The sequence below is a fragment of the Enterococcus pallens ATCC BAA-351 genome (genome assembly GCF_000407485.1).
GTDB lineage: Bacteria > Bacillota > Bacilli > Lactobacillales > Enterococcaceae > Enterococcus_A > Enterococcus_A pallens.
The window spans coordinates 106,368-128,077 of the sequence record NZ_ASWD01000006.1 but is presented as its reverse complement, the minus strand read 5'-3'; the positions used below and the strand labels follow the sequence as shown (position 1 = coordinate 128,077).

At 41.0% G+C, this 21,710-nt stretch carries 21 protein-coding genes; 17 read left to right on the top strand and 4 right to left on the bottom strand.

The window, feature by feature from the left end; all coding sequences use genetic code 11:
* Positions 1 to 102 precede the first annotated feature (102 nt).
* The 5 genes from I588_RS22190 to I588_RS22170 all read left to right on the top strand — a co-directional run bounded on the left by I588_RS22190 (position 103) and on the right by I588_RS22170 (position 6,199).
* A complete protein-coding gene (locus I588_RS22190; protein ID WP_034693092.1) occupies positions 103 to 369 on the top strand; it encodes a type II toxin-antitoxin system RelB/DinJ family antitoxin in 267 nt (88 codons plus the stop codon).
* Positions 356 to 694, top strand: coding sequence for a type II toxin-antitoxin system PemK/MazF family toxin (locus I588_RS22185; protein ID WP_010756787.1), 339 nt, complete (start codon positions 356 to 358; stop codon positions 692 to 694). Before I588_RS22190 ends, I588_RS22185 begins: the two co-directional genes overlap by 14 nt.
* Positions 695 to 1,017: 323 nt before the next feature.
* Positions 1,018 to 3,027: a methionine--tRNA ligase gene (metG, locus tag I588_RS22180; RefSeq protein WP_010756788.1), complete on the top strand. Its 2,010-nt coding sequence runs from the start codon at positions 1,018 to 1,020 to the stop codon at positions 3,025 to 3,027.
* Positions 3,028 to 3,434: 407 nt separating this feature from the next.
* On the top strand, positions 3,435 to 4,280 hold the full coding sequence (licT, locus tag I588_RS22175; RefSeq protein ID WP_010756789.1) for a BglG family transcription antiterminator LicT: 846 nt from the start codon (positions 3,435 to 3,437) through the stop codon (positions 4,278 to 4,280).
* A 14-nt stretch (positions 4,281 to 4,294) separates the two neighbouring features.
* Entirely contained in the window at positions 4,295 to 6,199 is a 1,905-nt protein-coding gene (locus I588_RS22170) for a beta-glucoside-specific PTS transporter subunit IIABC (RefSeq protein WP_010756790.1), read from the top strand.
* A gap of 25 nt (positions 6,200 to 6,224) precedes the next feature.
* On the opposite strand, the gene I588_RS22165 is transcribed toward I588_RS22170, so the two are convergent.
* Complete coding sequence (locus I588_RS22165; protein WP_010756791.1) at positions 6,225 to 7,142, bottom strand: MurR/RpiR family transcriptional regulator; 918 nt, start codon at positions 7,140 to 7,142, stop codon at positions 6,225 to 6,227.
* A gap of 226 nt (positions 7,143 to 7,368) precedes the next feature.
* On the opposite strand from I588_RS22165, the gene I588_RS22160 reads away from it, so the two are divergent.
* Entirely contained in the window at positions 7,369 to 8,760 is a 1,392-nt protein-coding gene (locus I588_RS22160; RefSeq protein ID WP_010756792.1) for a 6-phospho-beta-glucosidase, read from the top strand.
* A gap of 17 nt (positions 8,761 to 8,777) precedes the next feature.
* A complete protein-coding gene (locus I588_RS22155) occupies positions 8,778 to 10,208 on the top strand; it encodes a 6-phospho-beta-glucosidase (RefSeq protein ID WP_010756793.1) in 1,431 nt (476 codons plus the stop codon).
* Between the two features lie 47 nt (positions 10,209 to 10,255).
* Here I588_RS22155 and I588_RS22150 read toward each other — a convergent pair whose 3' ends face one another.
* A complete protein-coding gene (locus I588_RS22150; protein ID WP_010756794.1) occupies positions 10,256 to 10,777 on the bottom strand; it encodes a putative immunity protein in 522 nt (173 codons plus the stop codon).
* Between the two features lie 263 nt (positions 10,778 to 11,040).
* Positions 11,041 to 11,328, bottom strand: coding sequence for a hypothetical protein (locus tag I588_RS22145; RefSeq protein ID WP_010756795.1), 288 nt, complete (start codon positions 11,326 to 11,328; stop codon positions 11,041 to 11,043).
* A 153-nt stretch (positions 11,329 to 11,481) separates the two neighbouring features.
* On the opposite strand from I588_RS22145, the gene I588_RS22140 reads away from it, so the two are divergent.
* Together I588_RS22140 and I588_RS22135 are read left to right on the top strand one after the other, a co-directional pair.
* Positions 11,482 to 11,928 carry a MarR family winged helix-turn-helix transcriptional regulator gene (locus I588_RS22140; protein ID WP_245569581.1) on the top strand — a complete coding sequence of 149 codons (447 nt, stop codon included), beginning with the start codon at positions 11,482 to 11,484 and terminating at the stop codon, positions 11,926 to 11,928.
* Positions 11,915 to 13,291, top strand: coding sequence for an MATE family efflux transporter (locus tag I588_RS22135; RefSeq protein ID WP_010756797.1), 1,377 nt, complete (start codon positions 11,915 to 11,917; stop codon positions 13,289 to 13,291). The genes I588_RS22140 and I588_RS22135 overlap by 14 nt, the downstream gene beginning before the upstream one ends.
* Positions 13,292 to 13,338: 47 nt before the next feature.
* Here the strand turns inward: I588_RS22135 and I588_RS22130 are convergent, their stop codons facing one another.
* The gene (locus I588_RS22130) at positions 13,339 to 13,953 is read right to left on the bottom strand and encodes a hypothetical protein (RefSeq protein WP_010756798.1); all 615 of its coding nucleotides are present in this window, start codon (positions 13,951 to 13,953) and stop codon (positions 13,339 to 13,341) included.
* 322 nt (positions 13,954 to 14,275) lie between these two features.
* On the opposite strand from I588_RS22130, the gene I588_RS22125 reads away from it, so the two are divergent.
* The 8 genes from I588_RS22125 to I588_RS22090 all read left to right on the top strand — a co-directional run bounded on the left by I588_RS22125 (position 14,276) and on the right by I588_RS22090 (position 21,701).
* Positions 14,276 to 15,052, top strand: coding sequence for a TatD family hydrolase (locus I588_RS22125; protein WP_010756799.1), 777 nt, complete (start codon positions 14,276 to 14,278; stop codon positions 15,050 to 15,052).
* The gene (gene rnmV, locus I588_RS22120; protein WP_010756800.1) at positions 15,045 to 15,611 is read left to right on the top strand and encodes a ribonuclease M5; all 567 of its coding nucleotides are present in this window, start codon (positions 15,045 to 15,047) and stop codon (positions 15,609 to 15,611) included. Before I588_RS22125 ends, rnmV begins: the two co-directional genes overlap by 8 nt.
* A complete protein-coding gene (gene rsmA / locus I588_RS22115; protein ID WP_010756801.1) occupies positions 15,608 to 16,495 on the top strand; it encodes a 16S rRNA (adenine(1518)-N(6)/adenine(1519)-N(6))-dimethyltransferase RsmA in 888 nt (295 codons plus the stop codon). The genes rnmV and rsmA overlap by 4 nt, the downstream gene beginning before the upstream one ends.
* A gap of 91 nt (positions 16,496 to 16,586) precedes the next feature.
* Complete coding sequence (locus I588_RS22110) at positions 16,587 to 17,708, top strand: DUF3089 domain-containing protein (protein ID WP_010756802.1); 1,122 nt, start codon at positions 16,587 to 16,589, stop codon at positions 17,706 to 17,708.
* 143 nt (positions 17,709 to 17,851) lie between these two features.
* Positions 17,852 to 18,796: an oxygen-dependent tRNA uridine(34) hydroxylase TrhO gene (trhO, locus tag I588_RS22105; RefSeq protein ID WP_010756803.1), complete on the top strand. Its 945-nt coding sequence runs from the start codon at positions 17,852 to 17,854 to the stop codon at positions 18,794 to 18,796.
* 105 nt (positions 18,797 to 18,901) lie between these two features.
* On the top strand, positions 18,902 to 19,513 hold the full coding sequence (locus I588_RS22100; RefSeq protein WP_010756804.1) for a hypothetical protein: 612 nt from the start codon (positions 18,902 to 18,904) through the stop codon (positions 19,511 to 19,513).
* 241 nt (positions 19,514 to 19,754) lie between these two features.
* Positions 19,755 to 20,438 carry a helix-turn-helix domain-containing protein gene (locus tag I588_RS22095; RefSeq protein WP_010756805.1) on the top strand — a complete coding sequence of 228 codons (684 nt, stop codon included), beginning with the start codon at positions 19,755 to 19,757 and terminating at the stop codon, positions 20,436 to 20,438.
* Positions 20,439 to 20,552: 114 nt separating this feature from the next.
* The gene (locus I588_RS22090) at positions 20,553 to 21,701 is read left to right on the top strand and encodes a glycoside hydrolase family 3 N-terminal domain-containing protein (RefSeq protein ID WP_010756806.1); all 1,149 of its coding nucleotides are present in this window, start codon (positions 20,553 to 20,555) and stop codon (positions 21,699 to 21,701) included.
* Positions 21,702 to 21,710: the final 9 nt, after the last annotated feature.

The following is a 21,710-nucleotide window of genomic DNA, read 5'->3' as shown; positions in this document are numbered from 1 at the left end:
CACAAGACTCCTAGCTATCAAAATAGCAGGAGTATAAAAATAGTTAATAAATACTAATATGATACTCCTTTTGCGGTATGATAAAGACAATAAAAGGAGTGGATAAAGATCGCTAAGTTACAAATTTCCATTGATGATGATTTGAAGCATGATGCTGAGAAGTTGATTGATGAGTTAGGGTTAACACCTAAAACGGCAATAACGGTATTTTATAAACAGATAGTAGAGCAAGGAAAGATTCCATTTTCGATTGAGCTATCCGAGCGCAATAAACGTGCGCTAAGCGTTCAAAGATTATCTGAAGATTTGCCAGTTAGACGGTTAGATACTGACGAAAAAATCACTGAGTGGTTCAATGAAGATGAATAAAAGTGACATTGCTACCGTTTATGTCGCCTTCACCAATGATGTAAATGGAAAACGGAGACCCGTATACATTATTCAAGAGGATGATCAGACGGTTCACTTTTTCTCAATAGCATCAAAATACCAGACGAAGTCAGAAAAGATAAAGCAACAGTATGTTGAAATCAGAGATTGGGAACAAGCTGGACTTAGAAAGAAATCATGGATCGATATTGACACTGTCAATGAAATTCCTAAAGATAAGAAAGGAATTATTGGGAAGAAAATTGGTGTGTTGAGCGACGATGATTTATGTCGGTTAGAATCAATGCTATTTAGCAGAGGATAAAGGGCAAACGAAATTTTCCTGATATTAGTGAACAAAAACTGTCTTCTCTATATCCGAGATGGGAAGATAGTTTCTTTGTTATTCTGAATGTTCCTTCTTTATACTAGTTTAACGAGTATTTTTCATTTTGTTTAAAATGAATGAGGAAAAGCTGGAATAAGTTCCGAAAATCTTAAGTCCGATTCTATAGCTAATCAAGAGCTTGACAATTTTAAGCCTCAAAGTCTTCCAAAGGTCCATTTTGTAACAGTAAAAACCTCCTACTGTAAATAGAAATTGTGGTATACTAGCAAGGAACGATTTGTGATCAAAGGAGGAGCCTCATGGCAGAAAAAGAAACATTTTATATCACAACGCCGATCTATTATCCAAGCGGCAAGCTGCACATTGGAAATTCGTATACGACGATTGCCTGTGACGCAGTAGCTCGGTACAAGCGTTTGATGGGCTACGACGTATTCTATTTGACGGGTGTAGATGAGCACGGTCAAAAAATCGAGAAGAAAGCCGAAGAATTAGGCGTTGAACCAAAAGAGTACGTAGATAAAATGGCCGGAGATATTACTAAACTATGGAAAACCCTAGATATTAGTTACGATAAATTTATTCGTACCACTGATGAGTATCATCAAGCAGGGGTTAAAAAGATTTTTGACCAGCTGTTAGAGCAAGGAGACATCTATCTTGGTGAGTATGAAGGCTGGTATTCGGTTTCTGATGAAGAGTACTTCACAGAGACTCAGCTGGACGAAGTTTATCGTGATGAAGAAGGCAACGTAATCGGCGGAAAAGCACCAAGCGGACACGAAGTTGAATTGGTTCGTGAGGAGTCTTATTTCTTCCGCATGAGTAAATATGCCGATCGCCTGTTGAAATATTACGAAGACCATCCTGAATTTATTCAGCCGGAATCTCGTAAAAACGAAATGATCAACAATTTCATCAAGCCAGGTTTAGAGGACTTAGCGGTTTCCCGGACAACCTTCTCTTGGGGAATTCCGGTAAATGCGAACCCTGAACACGTGGTTTATGTATGGATTGATGCGTTATCTAACTATATTACTGCATTAGGCTATGGTTCAGATGATGACAGCCTATTCCAAAAATACTGGCCGGCAGATGTTCACATGGTGGGCAAGGAAATCGTGCGTTTCCATACGATTTACTGGCCAATTATGCTGATGGCACTAGATTTGCCGCTTCCTAAGAAAATCTTCGGTCACGGCTGGTTAATGATGAAAGACGGTAAAATGTCTAAATCTAAGGGCAACGTTGTCTATCCAGAAATGTTAGTTGAACGCTATGGCTTAGATGCTTTGCGTTATTATTTGCTGCGAGCAGTACCGTTCGGTTCAGATGGCGTCTTTACTCCAGAAGACTTTGTCTCACGGGTAAATTATGATTTAGCTAACGATCTAGGGAACCTGTTAAACCGGACTGTTGCTATGATTAATAAGTATTGTGATGGTGTTGTGCCGAAGTATAAATCTTTAGTGACGCCATTTGATAGTGAGCTGTCAACAACCGCTGCGAATGTCGTTAGTCGTTATCGTGAAGCCATGGAAAAAATGGAATTCAATACGGCTTTAGCGGAGGTTTGGGTACTGGTTTCTCGTGCCAATAAATACATTGACGAAACAGAGCCTTGGATTTTAGCTAAGGACGAAGAGAAAAAAGAAGAGCTGGACAGCGTAATGGTTCATTTGGCTGAGAGCCTGCGAATCGTGGCCATTCTTTTACAACCAGTTATGACACAAACACCGAAGAAAATTTTCGAGCAGTTAGGTCTAAACCCTGACGGCATGCAATTAGAGAAAATTCACTTTGGCGAATTCCCGGAAGATACCAAAGTTATTCCAAAGGGTAAACCAATCTTCCCACGTTTAGACATGGAAGAAGAAGTGGCTTATATTAAACAAAAAATGTCTGAAGGCAGTCAGCCGGAGGAAGAAGCCATTAAATGGAACCCTGAAGAAACTGAATTGGTGTCAGTCAAAGACAAGGAAATTAAATTTGAGGTGTTTGACAAGGTAGAGCTGAAGGTTGCGGAAGTCATTGACTGTAAAAAAGTCGAAGGAGCAGACAAGCTGCTGCAATTCCGTTTAGATGCCGGCGACAAGCAAGACCGCCAAATTCTTTCAGGCATTGCCGAATTTTATGCCGACCCTGCTTCATTAATTGGTAAAAAACTAATTATTGTTGCGAATCTGAAGCCTCGTAAAATGCGCGGCGAAATCAGTCAAGGCATGATTCTGTCAGCAGAAGCCCCAGATGGCAGCTTAAAAGTAGTGGAAGCACCAAAGGACATGCCAAACGGTTCGATTGTTGGATAATAGAAATCAAGAAGGCTTGAAATCTCTACGATTTTAAGCCTTTTTTCTCTATCTGAAAGGGTTTGAGCGGTATCATTGTTCTTCGTTAGCAAAACATCAGAAAAAAATTTTTTCAAAAAGTTGTTGACAGCGTTTTCTTCCTTTGCTAAGATAAATATGAATTAAATAGACCACTGATGGATAGTGATTGTTTAAATACAAGCTAAACCTGATGACGTAAGACAAAGTTTATTTGTCGTACGCTCATTGGGTTTTTTTGTTGTTCTCCAGGAGGTGAAAAAAGAACACTGGTTATCGGAAATCAGATTGACAGCAATTACTTAAAACTCTATCATTTTAGTGAGAGAAAAATTTAGAAGCTGCTAAATTTCTCTGCAACGTACAGCGTAGAACGGGGGAAGCTTTACATGCAGATCCAGAAGATCTTGAATAACAACGTTGTAATTGCCACAGATTCTAAAAATAACGAAATTGTGGTAATGGGCCGGGGTCTAGCCTTTCAAAAAAAAGTGGGGGATGAGATTTCAGAGGAATGTATTGATAAGAAATATCGTTTAGCGAACAATGAATTATCTCAAAAGCTGCAAGAATTATTGGAAGACGTTCCGGTAACTTATTTAGAATTGGCCAATGACATTATTGAAGATGCAAAAAAGGTTTTAAAAGATCCATTGAGCGATTTACTTTATATTTCGATTACTGATCACTTGTATTCAGCAATTCAACGGGTAAAATCAGGCGTTCGCCTGCGCAACTTGCTGTTGTGGGATATTAAGCGTTTTTTCCCAGAAGAGTTTGCAATTGGTAAGAAAGCGGTTGCTAAGATTGAAAAGAAATATCGGATTGATTTAGGTGAAGACGAAGCCGGCAACATTGCCTTGCACCTAGTGAATGCTCAAACCGAAGCGGACAATGAAAATGTTTATGAACTAACCGAACTGATGCAAGAGATTATCCAAATTACCAGCTATTATTTTAAGGTTCAGTTTGAAGAAGACTCGGTCTACTTTTATCGTTTCACGACGCATTTACGATTCTTTGCTTCGCGAATCATGAGCAACAATCAGTTAAGTGATGAGACCGATGATGAATTGCTGCTGATCATTCAAAAGAAATATAAAAATGCCTACCAATGTGTAGAAAAAATCGCTGAATTCATTCAGAAGAAATACCATTATCCAATGTCAAATGATGAGAAATTGTATCTAACTATTCACATTGCTCGACTAGTTCAGAAGGTCGACACAACATAAGGGAGGAATATCTCATGGGAAAATACCATGATTTAGCAGAAAAAATCGTCGCAAATGTCGGCGGAAAAGAAAACATTAACAGTTTAACCCATTGTATTACAAGATTACGATTTAAATTGAAGGATGAAAGCAAAGCCAACGACGACAACTTAAAAAATATGGACGGCGTAGTGACTGTCATGAAAAGCGGTGGTCAATATCAGGTAGTTATTGGGAACCATGTGCCGCATGTATACGAAGATGTTGTAGAGGTTGCTGGTATTAGCGGTGGAAGCTCTTCAGAGGAAGACGAAGGCTCAACTAATATCTTCAATAAATTAATTGACGTTATCAGCGGCTGTTTCCAACCATTCCTAGGCGCATTGTCTGCCTGCGGTATGCTGAAAGGGTTCAATGCCTTATTCCTATATTTGAAGTTGTATGAAGCTGGATCAGGAACCGATGTTTTCTTAACCGCAGTTGGTGACAGTATTTTCTACTTTATGCCGATCTTAATTGGTTTAACGGCTGCCCGTAAATTTAAAGTTAGTGAATTTACCGGAATTGCTATCGGAGCTGCCCTGGTTTACCCAACCATCCAAGCGAGTGCTTTAGGAACAGGGGAACCACTGATGACCTTATTCCAAGGAACCATCATCGAAAGTCCAGTCTTCATTCGCATATTGGGCTTGCCAATCATTGCTAACAACTATACCAGCAGTGTGGTTCGAGTTATCTTAGTTGTTTGGTTTGCTAAATACATTCAGAAATTTGCTAAGAAAATTATTCCTGAAATTGTTCAAACCTTCTTGGTACCATTCTTTACAATTGTCATTTCAATGTTCTTTGGCTTCTTGTTAATTGGTCCAATCATTACCTTTGCAACAAACATCTTGGGTGCTGGATTTACAGCGTTGTATGACTTCTCACCAGCTTTAATGAGTGTCGTGGTAGGCTTCTTTTGGCAGCCGCTGGTTATCTTCGGCTTGCACTGGAGCTTGATTCCATTGGCAATGATCAATCTGTCTACATTAGGCTTTGATACAATTTTGGCTGCGTCATTCTCTGCCAGCTTCGCTCAAACAGCTGTAGTTATTGCAATGTACTTCAAGCTAAAAGACAAGAAATTAAAAGAACTATGTATTCCAGCCGTTATTTCTGGCTTCTTCGGAGTAACTGAACCGGCTATTTACGGGTTAACTTTACCGAAAAAGAAACCATTTGTGATTTCAATGATTGGTGCAGCTATCGGTGGTTTAATCACTGCATTATTTGGTGCTAAAAGCTATGTTATGGGTGGTTTAGGCGTATTTGGCTTCGTTAACCACATTAATACTGAAACTAATGATGTTAGCCACATGATCGGTCAATTTGTCGCAGTTGGTGTAGCCATGGTATTCAGTTTTGTCGTAACCATGTTCTTCTGGAAAGATGACACTGTAGTTGAAGAAACACCAGAATTGCCAACTGATGGTGTCAACGTTCGTAAGGAAACCATTCAATCTCCAATTGAAGGCCAAATAATGCCTTTATCAACTGCGAAAGATCAAGCATTTGCAGAAGGTATTTTAGGTAAAGGTGTGTTGATTCATCCAACAAAAGGGGAAGTTATTGCACCATTTGATGGAACTGTTATGACCTTGTTCCCATCGAAGCATGCGATTGGGTTAGTATCAGACAACGGATTAGAACTATTGATTCATATTGGATTAGATACGGTTCAGCTAAACGGCGAGGATTTCACCGCTCACGTTAAGCAAGGGGACAAAATTAAACGAGGACAAAAATTAGTTAGCTTTGACAAGGAAGCTATCGAAGCTGCTGGCTACAGTGTGGAAACACCAGTGATTGTCACTAATTCAGCAGATTACCTAGACATCATCGATAGTGACAAAAAGGACGTTTGCAATGACGACGATTTGCTTACCGTTTTAGTTTAGCCATAAAGGAGGGGATTCCCCTCCTTTAATTCGGTCGAAAAGATTCTGTGAAATGCACGCGGGTCTCTGAGGATTCCTCCATAATGGTAGAGCTGGATTTGCGAGTATCGAAGTGTTCACCGATTTTAATCAGGTGATTCAGGTTTAAGGAATAATCTTCGGCAAAGCAGCAGCTATACAGGATATCCAACAGGTAGCAGATGGAGGTATTAATCGTGTAATTGCCAATTTTAGAATACAGACGTTCACGAGTAGTGATTCGCAGGGCAACATCGCTCAGTTTAGCCAATGAGTTGTCACCGATACTAGTTAAGCCGATAATCGGAATCTTCAGTTTCTTCAAAATCTCGGCAGTTTGGATAATCATTGAATTCTCACCAGTATAGGAAATCAGGATACAGCAGTCATTGGATTGACAATTGTATGCTTCATAGGCATTTTCGCCCATGGTTTGAGAAATGATGACATTGCGTTTAATCCGACGCATTTTTAACGAAAAATCCTGAGCAATCAGGGTGTTGGCGTTACTGCCGAAAATCTTGATTTGATTGGCGGATAGTAGGAGCTGCTTGGCTTTCTGCAGGTTATCATGATTTAAAAGACTGAGAGTATCGTCAATGGTCGTCCGCTCTAAAGTCGCAATTTTATTGGCAATGGTCATTACACCATCGTTTGGATCAAAAGGCAGATTGGCATCAACAGTATCAAAATAGGTTTGCATATAGGTTAGTTCTTCTAAAAAGGCGGCTTTCAGCTCCATCCAGCCAGCAAAGCCCAACTTTTTGGAAACGCGGATTAAGGTTGAGGGATGGACAAAGGTTGCCTGAGCAATTGCCTTGATGGTCATTTCTTCAATAGCAATTCCTTGATCTAAAATATAGCTGACTAAGGCGGATTCAGCCGCTGAAAAATCAGTTTGCTTCATTTTTTCACTAATTAACACAGGTTCCACCTCTTTTTACAATGTGATTGGATTTATTGTAAACGAAAAAAGCTTGTTTGAATAGGCTTTTCGCTTTTTACAGTCGGAAAGATAAACGATATTCACAAATTGGCACCTTTTTTCGTGAATGTTTGTAAATGAAGGTGCAATCGAAGCGTTTACTATTGAATGGTGCGTTTACATATCTGATAATGATATTGTAAATAAAAACAAAGGAGACGATTCAATGACTCAAGGTGTGAAAATTGCGACAATCGGTGGAGGAAGCAGCTATACTCCAGAATTAATGGAAGGATTTATTAAACGTTACGACGAATTACCAATCCGTGAGATTTGGTTAGTTGATATTGAAGCTGGAAAAGAAAAATTGGACATTGTTGGTAAAATGGCGCAGCGAATGTGGGATGCTTCCCCCTACGATGTAAAAGTTCACATGACCTTGGATCGTGAAGAAGCGTTGAAGGATGCTGACTTTGTAACCACTCAATTCCGGGTTGGTTTACTAGAAGCGCGCATTAAAGATGAACGTATTCCTGCATACTATGGCATGTTGGGGCAAGAAACCAACGGAGCTGGCGGGATGTTTAAAGCCTTCCGAACAGTACCAATCATCTTAGAAATTGTTGAAGATATGAAACGCTTATGTCCAGATGCCTGGTTGATTAACTTCGCTAACCCAAGCGGCATGGTGACTGAAGCCGTGGTTCGTTATGGAAAATGGGATAAAGTGATTGGTTTATGTAATGTTCCAGTAATGGCACAGATGGTTGAACCGGAAATGTTAGGCAAACAACCGGATGAATTGATTTACAAATTCGCTGGCTTGAATCATTTCCATTGGCATAAGGTGACAGATGCTCACGGAAAAGATGTGACTCAGGATATTATCAATAAAATGTATGAAGGCGACGAAACAGGGATGCCGAAAAACATTCATGATATTCCATTCCCAAGAGAGATTCTAGAACAAATGCAAATGATTCCTTGTGGTTACCATCATTATTATTATCAAGAAGAAGAAACCCTTGCTCATGCATTAGAAGAGTACCAAACGATCGGGACACGTGCCCAACAGGTTAAGAAAACAGAAACCGAATTGTTTGAATTATACAAAGATCCAAACTTAGATTACAAACCAGAGCAATTAAGTCAACGCGGCGGTGCTTACTATTCTGATGCTGCTTGTGAATCCATCGCTTCGATTTATGCGAACAAAAATACCCAGTTGGTTGTTTCAACGAAAAATGATGGTGCAGTGCCAGATCTTCCGGCAGACTGCGTAGTTGAAGTTTCAGCGTATATTGGTGGACAAGGTGCCCGTAATGTTGCCTTTGGCGAATTACCAACCGCCGAACGCGGCTGGCTGCAGGTTATGAAAGCAATGGAGCTGTTAACTATCGAAGCAGCGGTAACGGGTGATTACAACACAGCATTACAAGCATTTACTATCAATCCAATGGTTCGCTCGGGTAAAACAGCTCAACGCATCATGGATGAATTATTTATTGCACACAAAGATCATCTGCCAAACTTCAAGGAAACCATCGAACGACTAGAAAAAGAAGGCATCGAGGTTCAGGATGAAGTGGCACGTGAATTAGACTTAGAAAAAGTATAGAAAGCAGGAATTGATTAATGGGATTTAGAAAAGACTTTTTATGGGGCGGCGCAACAGCTGCCAATCAATGTGAAGGCGGCTATGATAAAGGCGGACGCGGTTTAGCCAATGTTGACGTTGTGCCAATCGGCAAGGATCGTTTTCCAGTCATCTCCGGTCAAAAGAAAATGTTTGATTTTGATGATGAGCATTTTTATCCAGCTAAAGAAGCGATTGACATGTATACTCACTACAAAGAAGACATCGCATTATTTGCGGAAATGGGCTTTAAAACGTATCGTCTATCGATTGCTTGGAGCCGGATCTTCCCTCAAGGCGACGAAGCTGAGCCAAATGAAGAAGGTCTAAAATTCTACGAAGACATGTTCAAGGAATGCAAAAAACATGGGATCGAACCATTGGTAACGATCACTCACTTTGACTGCCCAATGCATTTAGTTGAAAAATATGGCGCATGGCGCAGCCGTGAGCTAGTTGGTTTCTATGAAAACTTATGTAAGGTCATCTTCAATCGTTACAAAGGCTTAGTAAAATATTGGCTAACCTTCAATGAAATCAATATGATTTTGCATGCACCATTTATGGGAGCGGGTCTGTATTTTGAAGAAGGCGACGATGTGGAACAAATCAAGTTCCAAGCAGCTCATCATGAATTGGTAGCTTCAGCAATCGCTACGAAAATCGCCCATGAAGTGGATCCAGAAAACCAGGTTGGCTGTATGCTAGCAGCTGGTGCTTATTATCCATATTCACCAAAACCAGAAGACGTTTGGGCTTCTCGTTCAGATGATCGTGAAAACTACTTCTTTATCGACGTACAATCACGAGGAGAATACCCAGCTTACGCCTTAAAAGAAATGGAACGTAAAGGCATTGAGATCAAAATGGAGGAAGGCGACAAAGAACTACTGAAGGCGCACACCGTGGACTTCATTTCGTTCTCTTACTATTCTTCTCGTGTCTCCACTACAGACCCAGAATTGCTGGAACAAACTGAAGGCAACATCTTTGCCTCAGTGAAAAATCCGTACTTGGAAGCAAGTGAATGGGGCTGGCAAATTGATCCGTTAGGTTTGCGTATTACAATGAACGACATTTATGATCGTTACCAAAAACCATTATTCATTGTAGAAAACGGCTTAGGTGCGGTGGATACACCAGATGAAAATGGTTATGTAGAAGATGATTATCGGATTGAGTATTTAGCAGCACACGTTCAAGCGATGCGTGACGCAGTAGACGAAGACGGTGTAGATTTGTTAGGCTACACTACTTGGGGCTGTATTGACCTAGTTTCTGCTGGAACTGGCGAAATGAAAAAACGCTACGGCTTCATCTATGTTGACCGCGACAATGAAGGCAACGGAACCTTGAAACGCAGCAAGAAAAAATCCTTCGATTGGTATAAAAAAGTCATTGCAACCAATGGCGAAGATTTAAGCAACTAGTTTACCCGAATAGTCTGAGTGCGGCAGCCCCCGTTGTCGTACTCAGGCTATTTTTTGCGGGTTAAATAATGGCGGGCCAGTGCCAGCTGAGCTTCTCGCTGCTGACGAACCTGCAGCAAATCGTTAGGGAAAAGCTCGTTGATCACCTTGATGCCATAATCAGCCGAAACCAAAGCATGCCCCCGCATATGACCGCTGGCAATTGCTTGAGCAAATACCCGAGCAGCGTATTTGCTGAGAAGCGAGGAAGACTCCTGTGCCAATTCATTTGCCATAAAGCCGGCTTGTCTTAGCTCATGAGCAGAACACGCTTCCTTCACTCGCTGCTTGAGTACGTTTATACTTTGAGCGATTCGCTTATCCTTTTGCAATGGGGGATCTAGGTATCGCAAATAAACAAGCGACTGTTCAAGGGCCCATTCAGCCAGTAAAGCATGAGGCAGCTCCTCCAAGGTCAATTCTAGCTGTGCGCGTAATTGTTGGTCATCTACCAGCTTGATCTTTGGTTTAGTTGGCAATTGTCTTTTGGTTTTCAATTCATGTTCATTCCAAGAATACACCTGCTTCATGTCAGCCTCCAAAAAAATCTTTTACAGGCTATTATAGCAAAAAAGACCGGCTAAGCCAGTCTTAAAAAAATTATTTATTCATCCGTCTTCTTTTTCGCAGGGCACTGACAATTAACATTGCTCCCACTGCTACTGCTGCTACTATTGCTTGATCCATTTTTAACCCGCTCCTTTTTTTGTTCTCATTTGTTGTATTTATCATACCAAGGAAAGTACGGGGGAACTACTTACAAAGCAGCTCTGCAAACTTACAATAGTGAAAGTTAGCGGTCAGAGGTAATCCTTTCAAAGCGATTATCATCTATTTGAAAGTATAATTCGAGATTTTTTGCATTTAAATAAGCTGCTGCAATTTGAAGATCTTGCTTTGTCCACATTGTGGCAGGTGTACCGTACATGTATTCAGCTATGTAAAATAAGGAACCATTTGTATTTTGATAGGAAGTAATTAAATGGGTACTCACCATGGTTGAGGCACAATAAAACGATAATTCTTCGGGCTCTTTATAGGGGATGATCGTCTTGAAAAAAGGGGTCCTGGTTGCCATCATCTTGTTTCACTTCCTTTCTATAATCGTTATAAATTAGCTCTTCTTCAGCACTATAGTAACAAATAGTCAATTTTACGACAAAATTAATGCTTGCATGAACAAAAATATAGTTGACAACTCAACTAAATATTTCTAGTATGAAGAGGGAGGGAAATGATGGTACAGAGTTTAGGACGATTAATTTCTATTTTATATCGCAAAAATCAAAGCTATTTAAATGAAGCCTTGGCTCCCTATGGTTTAACAGCCAGTGAGCAGGCTGTATTGATGTATTTGTACAAGCACAATGAAGTTCCGCAAGAAGAGATTGCCCAGTATCTGCAATTAGACAAGGCCGCTGTTACCCGGACACTTCGTACCTTAATTACCAAGGAGTTTGTCACCAAGCAAAAAGATACGGTGGATAAACGTTGTAATTTAGTCTCTATCACCGCGAAGGGCGGAGAGATTAGACAAATCATTATTGAGAAGCTGGAGGAATGGAATCAATTTTTGTTGGAGGATTTCGACGAAGAACAGCAGCAGTTTATTTACGACAGTCTGCTGGAAATTGTTGAAAAAGTAGAAGAATATGAGGGTGAAAAAAATGGACGAAAGTAAAAATCCGTTAGGGACAGAGAAGGTGTCAAGATTAATCATTCAATTTTCTATTCCCGCGATTATTGGGATGATCGTTAATGCGTTGTACAATGTCGTTGATCGCATTTATATTGGTAATGCGCCCAGCTTAGGTCAAAACGGGTTGGCTGGAATTACAATTGGTTTTCCGATTATGATTATTTTGATTGCGATTGGTTTGTTGTTTGGTGTAGGCGGAGCAACCTTGTTCTCCATTCGCTTAGGTGAAAAGAAGGTACAAGAAGCAGAGGAGGCACTGGGAAATGCTTTTAGCCTGTTAATTATCAGCGGGCTGCTGTTTATGCTGCTGGGGCAGCTGTTTTTAACTCGTGTACTAACACTATTTGGTGCTAGCCCTACTGTCTTGCCTTATTCGATTGAGTATATGCGCATCATTTTCTTTGGTGCGATTTTCCAAATTGTCAGTTTGGGCATGAATAACTTTATGCGAGCGGATGGCCAGCCTAAATTGGCCATGATCACGATGTTCATGGGGGCTGGTGTTAATATTGTTTTGGACCCTGTGTTTATTTACGTTTTTGATATGGGGATGGCTGGGGCAGCCTTAGCGACAATTTTGTCTCAGTTTATTTCAATGGTTTGGATTTTAGCTTACTTTTTAGGCAAACGCAGTCATCACAAAATTCATGTTAGAAATATGCGCCTAAAATGGCAGACATCCACTCGACTAACTGCACTTGGCTTGCCATCATTTTTTATTCAGTTAGCTAACAGCCTGCTGAATGTTGTTTTAAATGTTAACCTTACTACTTATGGCGGTGATATTGCTGTTTCTGGTATGGGAATTGTTAATAGCATCCAAACGATTCTTTTAATGCCGATTACTGGTCTGGTGCAGGGAACGCAGCCAATCATCAGCTTTAACCATGGTGCGAAGAAATTTCAACGAGTCTGGCAAGCACAAAAGATTGCAATTACTTCGGCTACAGCGATTGTAGTCCTTGGCTGGATTATTACGCGCATAGCACCAGAACTGCTAGTTTCAATGTTTAACCGTGATCCTGAGCTGATGTCCTTTAGTGCCTTTGCCCTGCAGGCTTGGTTCTTCTGCCTGCCTGTTATCGGCTTTCAAATTGTTGCATCAAATTACTTTCAGGCAACTGGAAAAACCACTGTCGCGATTATTTTGACCTTAACTCGTCAGTTTTTAATGCTGTTGCCGGCAATCTTTATTTTTTCCAATATTTGGGGATTAGAAGGAATTCTGTATGCTGCACCGTTTTCTGATGCGGCTTCTGTTATACTAACAGGCAGCTTATACTTAATAGCAATGAAAAAGTTAAGACAGGAAATTCGACTGAATAACCAGCTGGATTTTGAATAATGCAAAAACATCCGTAAGCAAAAGGCCTGCGGATGTTTTTGTGTGGGTTAATAGCGAGTGGTTTTATTGATAGTCGGTCTTTTCTGATAGTCTGGTCCCTTAAAACGATTTTTGAAACGTTTAGGCAGCAGCAAGGACAGCAGCTCAAATGGTGTTGCCAGAATAGTCCAGGCAACTTGTCGAGCATTTGGGTGATAGCTGTAGACCTTTGTAAGACTGAAATGCAAAATGACTAAACCTGGAACCAGCAGTAAAGCGGTTTGCCAATGCTCGGTCCAGCCGGTAAAGTGCTGCAAAATACTCAGACCTAACGGATACAGGTAAAAAAGAGTGGTAATCATATTTACGCGCCAGCTTCTAGTCAACAACCGGATGTTTAACAGAAAAAAGATCGCGGACAACACGATTCCTAATGGCGGAAAGAGACTAACTAGAAAAGAATAAGCAATGCCCCAAATAAGCAATCCGGGACCTTTGATTAAAGCTGTTACTACTATCAATAAACCGATTGTCCATAATTGATTCGGAATTGTTGCGACACTTAAGAAACTAAAAAGCGCCAAAACCACCCAATGCCAGATACTGCTTAAGGGCGCCTTTTCAGGAAATTTTTGCTTCAAAGCTTTGGCCGCATTTGGATAGTCACGCTGAAAATTATGCATAAAAAGCCTCCAATTCAGATAGTTTAACTAAACTGCCAGTTTCTAAACAAACAGACTGGCAGGCTACCCCATTATAGAAGCTTTTCCTCCAATGTACATCCGTCTAAAGATGTACGACTGATATTTTTCTCAGGGATAAAGAGTCCTGAATAAAGAAAACAACCGAGCGCTCTTCATTTCTAATTCAGACGTTTAATCTCGCCATAAATTAAAACTACCTATAGAAATCGGCCATTTCTGCATTTACTAGAAGATTGTAGTAAAATGGTAGTTGGACAAGAATGACCTGGAGAATTAGATAAAGGTAAGGAGCGAATAAATCATGCTTTTTGATTCACATACCCATTTAAACGCTGAACAATTTAAAGATGAAATACCTGAGACCGTTGAACGAGCAAAAGAGCTTGGAGTCACTGAGATGGCGGTGGTGGGCTTTGAAACACCAACAATTGAAAAAAGCTTGGAGCTGAGCCAAACCTATCAAGGAATTTACTCGATTATCGGCTGGCATCCTACTGAAGCCGGCAGCTACACAAAAGCTGTAGAGGAAAAGCTGATCCAGCAATTAACCTTGCCCAAGGTCGTTGCTTTAGGTGAAATCGGTTTGGATTATCACTGGATGGAGGACCCGAAAGACGTACAGGACATAGTTTTCCGCCGTCAGATTGCTATCGCTAAGGAGATGAAGCTGCCAATCAGTATTCATACTCGTGAGGCCTTGGAAGACACCTATAAAGTGTTAAAGGAAGAAGATATCCGCTCTATCGGGGGGATCATGCACAGCTTCAGCGGTGATGATGAGTGGGCGAAGCGTTTCTTAGATTTAGGGATGCACGTATCGTTTTCTGGTGTGGTCACCTTTAAAAATGCACCGGAAGTTCAAGCGGCAGCCAAGGTAGTGCCTTTGGATAAGCTGTTGGTCGAAACAGATGCGCCGTATTTGGCACCGATGCCTTACCGCGGCAAACGCAACGAACCTGGCTACACTCGCTACGTGGCAGAGAAGATAGCCGAGCTGCGAGAAATGCCGTTCACAGAAATTGCTCAGCAGACAACCGAAAATGCTCATCGTCTATTTAGGATTGGTGCCTATGACTGAGCCGGTATTTGAAGAAATTATTGTAGTAGAAGGCAAAGATGATACCAAACGATTAAAAGAAGTCTTTGGAGACGTGGATACCATCGAAACCCGGGGATCAGCAATCAACCAAGATATTCTGGAACAAATCGAGCACGCGCAGGAAACCCGCGGAGTCATTGTCTTCACCGATCCAGATTTCTCAGGAGAAAAAATTCGTAAAACGATTATGGCGGAAATTCCAGATGCTAAGCATGCCTTTTTGTCACGACGAATGGCCGCACCTGCTAAACGGGGCGCAAGCTTAGGGGTTGAACATGCCAGCGATGAGGCTATTATTGAAGCTTTGCGACAGGTTGTTACTCCTACAGAAACAAAAGGGACAAATATCCCTAGACAAACCTTGATGGAGTATGGTTTAATAGCGGGAGCTCAAGCCCGCGAAAAACGGGAACGTCTAGGCGAGGAGCTGCGCATCGGCTATACCAACGCGAAGCAATTAGAAAAGCGATTAGCCATGTTTCGGATTACAGAAGAAGAATTGCACACGGCGATGAAGAAAGTCGAGGAAACCTTGTGAACAAAGATATTGCAACACCCTCACGTACGAGAGAAATTTTAAAAAAGCACGGCTTTTCATTTAAAAAAAGCTTAGGCCAGAACTTTTTAACTGAGCCAAATATTTTACAAAAGATTGTGGAAACAGCTGGGATTGATGCTCACACCAACGTAATTGAGGTGGGACCAGGTATTGGAGCTTTGACTGAACACTTGGCTAGAGCAGCTCATCAAGTATTAGCCTTTGAAATTGATGACCGACTGATTCCTGTACTAGCGGACACCCTGAGCCCCTATGATAATGTTAAAGTGGTTCACCAGGATGTTTTGAAAGCAAATCTAGTACAAGAAGCTGAATACTTTGATCAAGCGGGTCCGCTTAAAGTAGTGGCGAATCTGCCTTATTACATTACGACACCAATTATGATGCATTTGCTGGATTCCGCATTGCCGATTGATGAAATGGTCGTGATGATGCAGCGAGAGGTTGCTGATCGTATTTCGGCTGAACCAGGAACAAAGGCATATGGTTCCTTAACAATTGCGGTGCAATATTATATGGAAGCAACTACTGCTTTTATTGTGCCTAAAACTGTCTTTATTCCACAGCCAAATGTGGATTCGGCAATTCTGCGCCTAGTCCGCCGGGAACAGCCAGCAGTTACGGTAACCAATGAAAAAGAGTTTTTCCGTTTAACAAAGGCAGCCTTTGCGTTGCGTCGGAAAACCCTTTGGAATAATTTACTGCACAGCTATGGTAAGGATGAAGTGACACGTGCTTGGTTAGAGCAGAGCCTGGAGCAAGCCGGAATTGATCCGAAGCGACGAGGTGAAACGTTATCTTTAGAAGAGTTTGCGAAGCTTTCTAATGCGATAGAAACCAATAAACCGATACGAGAAGAATAATTCTTTTCGTATTTTTTATTAAAAAGCAGCCGCAGCTCTGCTATCTTACGCAGAAATTATTTATACTGTGTGCAAGGAGGCAACACATCACATGAAAAAATTAATTTACGGCTCCATGGTTGGGCTATTGGCATTAGGTTTGCTGTCAGCTTGCAGTCAAAAAGACAAGAAAGAAGACACCAAACAATCAGCAGCAGTAGAAACGCCAGCTAAAAAAGGAGATACCATTGAAGCATCTGATTACCACGATGTGGATAATTGGTTGGCAAAGACAACCGATCCTACTGAACCAGCTGATGTATTTATTTTATATCCAACGGCTTACCAAAAACAGGGAAATCAATCACCTGTTTCGAAAATTGACAACTTAAGCATGCGGGCAGGAGCACAGGTTTTCCTAGCTAATCAAGGGTCCGCCTTTGAAAGCAGCGGAAATGTTTTTGCGCCATATTATCGTCAATTGGATGCAAACTGGTTGTTAAGTCAATCGAAGGAAAAACAAGAAGAATACGTTAACGGTGTACCTAAAGCCGATGTTCTAGCAGCATTCCATTACTATATCGAAAATTACAATAATGGCCGTCCGTTTATTTTAGTCGGACATTCTCAAGGAGCAGCCATGGTCAAAGAAATCCTATTTGACTATTTGAAAAAGAATCCTGAGGTCAATGAACGTATGGTAGCGGCCTATGTTTTAGGTCAATCCGTTACACAAGCAGAACTAGAAGCCAATCCGCAAGCAAAATTCGCCAGCGGACCAGACGATACCGGGGTAATTATTTCTTACAATACAGTTTCGGCTAACTTTAGCGGAGAGCTGTCTACCAGTGCTCCTGGGGCGATTGCGATTAATCCTATCACCTGGACCAGAGATGATACTCCAGCGCCAGTAGAGGCCAATTTAGGCTCTTATGTGCGTAATGATGAAGGGAACTATGAAAAAGCGATGGGCATAGCTGATGCTCGGGTAGACACATCTCGTGGGTTAGTTATTTGTTCAACCGCTGATGTCTCTCGCTATGGCATGCCTGAAAGTGCCAGAAAGATTTTCCCTGAAGGCTCCTTCCACAACAATGATATTAGTTTCTATTATTACAATTTGCAGCAAAATGCTGAAAACCGGGTGGCTCAATATTTGGCAGCCCATCCGCAAACGCCAGAAGCACCTGCACCAGCAGAAGCAACAGAAACGACTGGCGAACCAGTCCAATAATTTAAAGAACCAATCGAAAGCCGCTTAATCGCCGCTTAGATTGGTTCTTTTTTTTTACTGCGCTTGTACATCAATAAACAAGCAAAGGAGTCGTCAATTTTCTGAACTTTTCGTATAGTAAATAAAGAAAGTGGGGAATTAGGATGGATTACCGTGTTTTACTTTATTACCAATACACACCAATTACCGATCCGAAGCAGTTTGCTAAGGAACATTTGGCATTTTGCCGCTCCTTAGATTTAAAGGGACGTATTCTGGTGGCTGAAGAAGGGATCAACGGAACCTTATCAGGAACCAAAGAAGCGACAGATCAATATATGGACTTTATGCACCAAGACGAACGCTTTAAGGATACCTTTTTTAAGGTGGACGAGAGTGAAGAGCATGCGTTCAAAAAGATGTTTGTTCGTCCTCGTAAAGAATTAGTTTCTTTGAATTTAGAAGATGATATAGATCCTACGACGTTAACGGGAAATTACTTAGAGCCTGAAGAATTTAAAGCTGCTCTATTAGATGAAAATACTGTCGTCATTGATGCCAGAAATGATTACGAATACGATTTAGGGCATTTTCGTGGAGCCGTTCGCCCAGATATCCGAGCGTTTCGCGAATTACCAGAATGGATTCGTGCCAATAAAGAGAAATTTATGGATAAAAAGGTTGTAACTTATTGTACCGGTGGCATTCGCTGTGAAAAGTTTTCTGGCTGGATGCTGCGAGAAGGCTTTGAGGATGTCGCGCAGCTTCATGGAGGCATTGCTAATTACGGCAAAAATCCAGCCACCAAAGGAGAGCTTTGGGATGGAAAAATGTATGTCTTTGACGAGCGAATCAGTGTCGAAATCAATCAAGTAGACAAACAGGTAGTGGGAAAAGAATGGTTTGACGGAACGCCCTGTGAACGCTATATCAACTGCAGCAATCCGGAATGCAACCGCCAAATTCTAGTTTCAGAGGAAAATGAAGCTCGCTATTTAGGTGCATGCTCATACGATTGTGCCTGTCACGAACACAATCGCTATGCAGCTGAACATGGATTAACACAGGCTGAAAGACAACGTCGTTTAGCAAAAATAGTACAGATGTAGAAGCATGAAATTCATGCTTCTGTTTTTATGTCTTGACACATCGGATAGTTTGGACTAAACTGGAAAACAGTTACTTATGTCAAGACACATAAACAGGAGGAAATAATGAAAAATAATTCTGTGAAACATTTAACGATTTCAGCTTTATTAATTGGGTTAGGGGTATTGATCCCGATGGTCATGCCCAAAGTGGTAATTCCACCAGCATCCTTTACACTAGCTAGCCATGTACCCGTCTTTATCGCTATGTTTTTCTCGCCGGGGATGGCAGTAGCCGTTGTATTAGGAACTGCTTTTGGCTTTTTCATTTCTACCTCGCCAATTATTGCTTTACGGGCATTGTCTCATTTAGTTTTTGCTATATTAGGCGCTCGCTATTTACAAAAGCATCCAGAGCTGGTTTTCAAAAATGGGCAATTCACTTTGGCTAACGGCAAATTTCAACTATTCAATCTGATTATCGGTATTATTCATTCGGCAGTTGAAATGGTAGTTGTCAGTGTCTTTTACTTCATGGGGAACATGCCGGATACTTATTACTCACAAGGATATATATATACAGTCTTTATCCTGATGGGAATCGGCGGGGTAATTCACAGCTTGGTGGATTACAATATTGCCTACTTTATTGCTGGCACATTATACAAACACTTTAACTTACCAATTTTCGACAAGGCACTTAAACAAGAAAAGAAATTGAAAAAGATCATCGCCTAAATCGCAGTTTTTACTGCGATTTTTCTTTTCCTATTATTTGCAAAAAAACAAATTTTTTATGATTCTGTAAAAAATGTGGGAAAAGAAGGTATAAAGCTTATACTTAAAGGGATTCTGTCTCTTTAACAACAGCAATTGAACAAAAAAGAATTTTCTAAAAACACGAGACTATAATATTATTTTATTGTATAGTAATAGAAAGTTTAATTTTTACAAAATTAATAATCAAAAGAGGGGAAACATGATTAGAATACTATTACTAACCAAGAACGTGTTGTCTGAACAAGAATTGTTGCAAAAATTACAACGTTTGAACTTTGAGGTGTTCGCATCTTCAAGCACATTAGAGTTACTGTTAGCAGGAGATGAAGGTGCCGAATTGGCTGAATACTTTTCGGTCATAATTTTGAGTGAAACTATTTCCTGTCACGAAGTAGAAAGCATATTGCCGCGCCTTGTAAATGATGGACGTTTAATTTTCCGGAAAGCTGATCGTTCCTTTGTGGAGGAAGAAAAATCGATACTGAACCAAGAGCAGATTACAGGCTGGCTGCATTCTGATGCCTCAACTGAAGAAATCCGTGAATTAATTTCCCTGCCTTATTACAATTTGGGTGTAGAAAATCAAGGAAATCATTCATTTGCTTCAGGTCAGTTCTCAAAACTCGACAGCAAGCACATGGAAAATGTCTTGGCCTCCTTCTCCGCAAGTGAGTTCAAAGTCTTCCAAAAGCTTAAACAAGAACGAGGTCATACGGTATCAAGAGAAGAATTGTGCCAATTGTTATGGACAGAGTCCACGCAATCAAGAATGGTTCAACTATCTTCCCTGATCAAAAATATGCGTATGAAGTTTGAATCCAACGATATCGATGGAGAAATCATCCAAACTGTTTGGCGTAAAGGGTATATTTTAAAGCAATAAGCAACCAGGTCCGGCTTTAGCAGCTGGACTTTTTTTATTCCAATTATAGAGGAGCCTTTTTTTCGGAAAAGATAAAACGTTCATGGTAAAATGAAACGATTGAAGGAGGCACTCATGGGAAAAAAAGGATTTTATTTATTCGTCGTTGTGTTACTTGGAATGATCTTAAGTGCATGCAGCGCAGATTCTGAGACAGATACTACTAAAGAAAAGCAACAATCATCATCTGCATCTACAGCTGAAGAACCCAAAGCAGGTGAAAAAGGACAGGTGAAGAGGATGCTGGAGCAAATGACGATAGAAGAAAAAGTCGGTCAGCTCTTTTTGGTTCGCGTTCCATTGGAAAATCAACTAGACGATATCCAAACCTATCATTTAGGAGGCTATTTACTATTTGATCGTGACATGGAAGGAGAATCACCAGACTCTCTGAAGCAGAAAATCGCTAGCTATCAAGCAGTAAGCAAATACCCGATGTTAATCGGCTCTGATGAAGAAGGGGGAGTGGTTAGTCGACTAAGCCGTAATCAACTAGTGAACCCACCGTTTCTTAGTCCTCAAGAGTTGTATCAAAGGGACGGTTGGCAGGGAATAGTAGATGACATCGCCCGTAAAGGAACTATTTTTCATGAATTAGGGATACAGGTAGGAATGGCACCTGATGCGGATGTTTCCACGGATCCAGAATCATTTATCTACAATCGTACGATAGGGATGGATGCGGCTAGCACCAGTGAATATGTCACTAAAAGTGTAGAGGCAATGAAGCAAGCAAAAATCGGTTCTACCTTAAAGCATTTTCCTGGGTATGGCAATAACCGAGATTCTCACGTTGAAATCGTAACCGACGATCGTCCAATCGAGGAATTACGAAACAATGATTTTCTGCCTTTCCAAGCAGGCATTCAAGCAGGGGCAGACAGTCTGATGGTTTCGCATAATATTAGTAATGCTATTGACCCTGATCGTCCCGCATCAATCTCACCTAAGGTTCATGAGGTGATTCGTCAAGAATTGGGCTTTAATGGTGTTGTAATGACTGATGACATGGACATGGCTGGCTTGGCTGCCTTCACTTCTCAAGAAGAGGCTGGACTGCAAGCATTACAAGCAGGCAATGATCTTATCCTATCGTCTAGCTATGGCAGTCAAATCCCTTATATTTTGCAGGCCATTCAAGAGGGAAAATATAGCGAAGATCAGCTGAATCAATCTGTTGAACGAGTGCTGAACTGGAAGGCTGAACTTGGGTTGTTGAAATAAAAAATCTGC

What these genes read in the sequence shown, in the direction of transcription:
- I588_RS22185 (WP_010756787.1), top strand. Translation starts at nt 356, where the DNA reads ATGAAGATGAATAAAAGTGACATTGCTACCGTTTATGTCGCCTTCACC.
- metG (WP_010756788.1), top strand. Translation starts at nt 1,018, where the DNA reads ATGGCAGAAAAAGAAACATTTTATATCACAACGCCGATCTATTATCCA.
- licT (WP_010756789.1), top strand. Translation starts at nt 3,435, where the DNA reads ATGCAGATCCAGAAGATCTTGAATAACAACGTTGTAATTGCCACAGAT.
- I588_RS22170 (WP_010756790.1), top strand. Translation starts at nt 4,295, where the DNA reads ATGGGAAAATACCATGATTTAGCAGAAAAAATCGTCGCAAATGTCGGC.
- I588_RS22160 (WP_010756792.1), top strand. Translation starts at nt 7,369, where the DNA reads ATGACTCAAGGTGTGAAAATTGCGACAATCGGTGGAGGAAGCAGCTAT.
- I588_RS22155 (WP_010756793.1), top strand. Translation starts at nt 8,778, where the DNA reads ATGGGATTTAGAAAAGACTTTTTATGGGGCGGCGCAACAGCTGCCAAT.
- I588_RS22150 (WP_010756794.1), bottom strand. Translation starts at nt 10,777, where the DNA reads ATGAAGCAGGTGTATTCTTGGAATGAACATGAATTGAAAACCAAAAGA.
- I588_RS22145 (WP_010756795.1), bottom strand. Translation starts at nt 11,328, where the DNA reads ATGATGGCAACCAGGACCCCTTTTTTCAAGACGATCATCCCCTATAAA.
- I588_RS22140 (WP_245569581.1), top strand. Translation starts at nt 11,482, where the DNA reads ATGATGGTACAGAGTTTAGGACGATTAATTTCTATTTTATATCGCAAA.
- I588_RS22135 (WP_010756797.1), top strand. Translation starts at nt 11,915, where the DNA reads ATGGACGAAAGTAAAAATCCGTTAGGGACAGAGAAGGTGTCAAGATTA.
- I588_RS22130 (WP_010756798.1), bottom strand. Translation starts at nt 13,953, where the DNA reads ATGCATAATTTTCAGCGTGACTATCCAAATGCGGCCAAAGCTTTGAAG.
- I588_RS22125 (WP_010756799.1), top strand. Translation starts at nt 14,276, where the DNA reads ATGCTTTTTGATTCACATACCCATTTAAACGCTGAACAATTTAAAGAT.
- rnmV (WP_010756800.1), top strand. Translation starts at nt 15,045, where the DNA reads ATGACTGAGCCGGTATTTGAAGAAATTATTGTAGTAGAAGGCAAAGAT.
- I588_RS22110 (WP_010756802.1), top strand. Translation starts at nt 16,587, where the DNA reads ATGAAAAAATTAATTTACGGCTCCATGGTTGGGCTATTGGCATTAGGT.
- trhO (WP_010756803.1), top strand. Translation starts at nt 17,852, where the DNA reads ATGGATTACCGTGTTTTACTTTATTACCAATACACACCAATTACCGAT.
- I588_RS22100 (WP_010756804.1), top strand. Translation starts at nt 18,902, where the DNA reads ATGAAAAATAATTCTGTGAAACATTTAACGATTTCAGCTTTATTAATT.
- I588_RS22095 (WP_010756805.1), top strand. Translation starts at nt 19,755, where the DNA reads ATGATTAGAATACTATTACTAACCAAGAACGTGTTGTCTGAACAAGAA.
- I588_RS22090 (WP_010756806.1), top strand. Translation starts at nt 20,553, where the DNA reads ATGGGAAAAAAAGGATTTTATTTATTCGTCGTTGTGTTACTTGGAATG.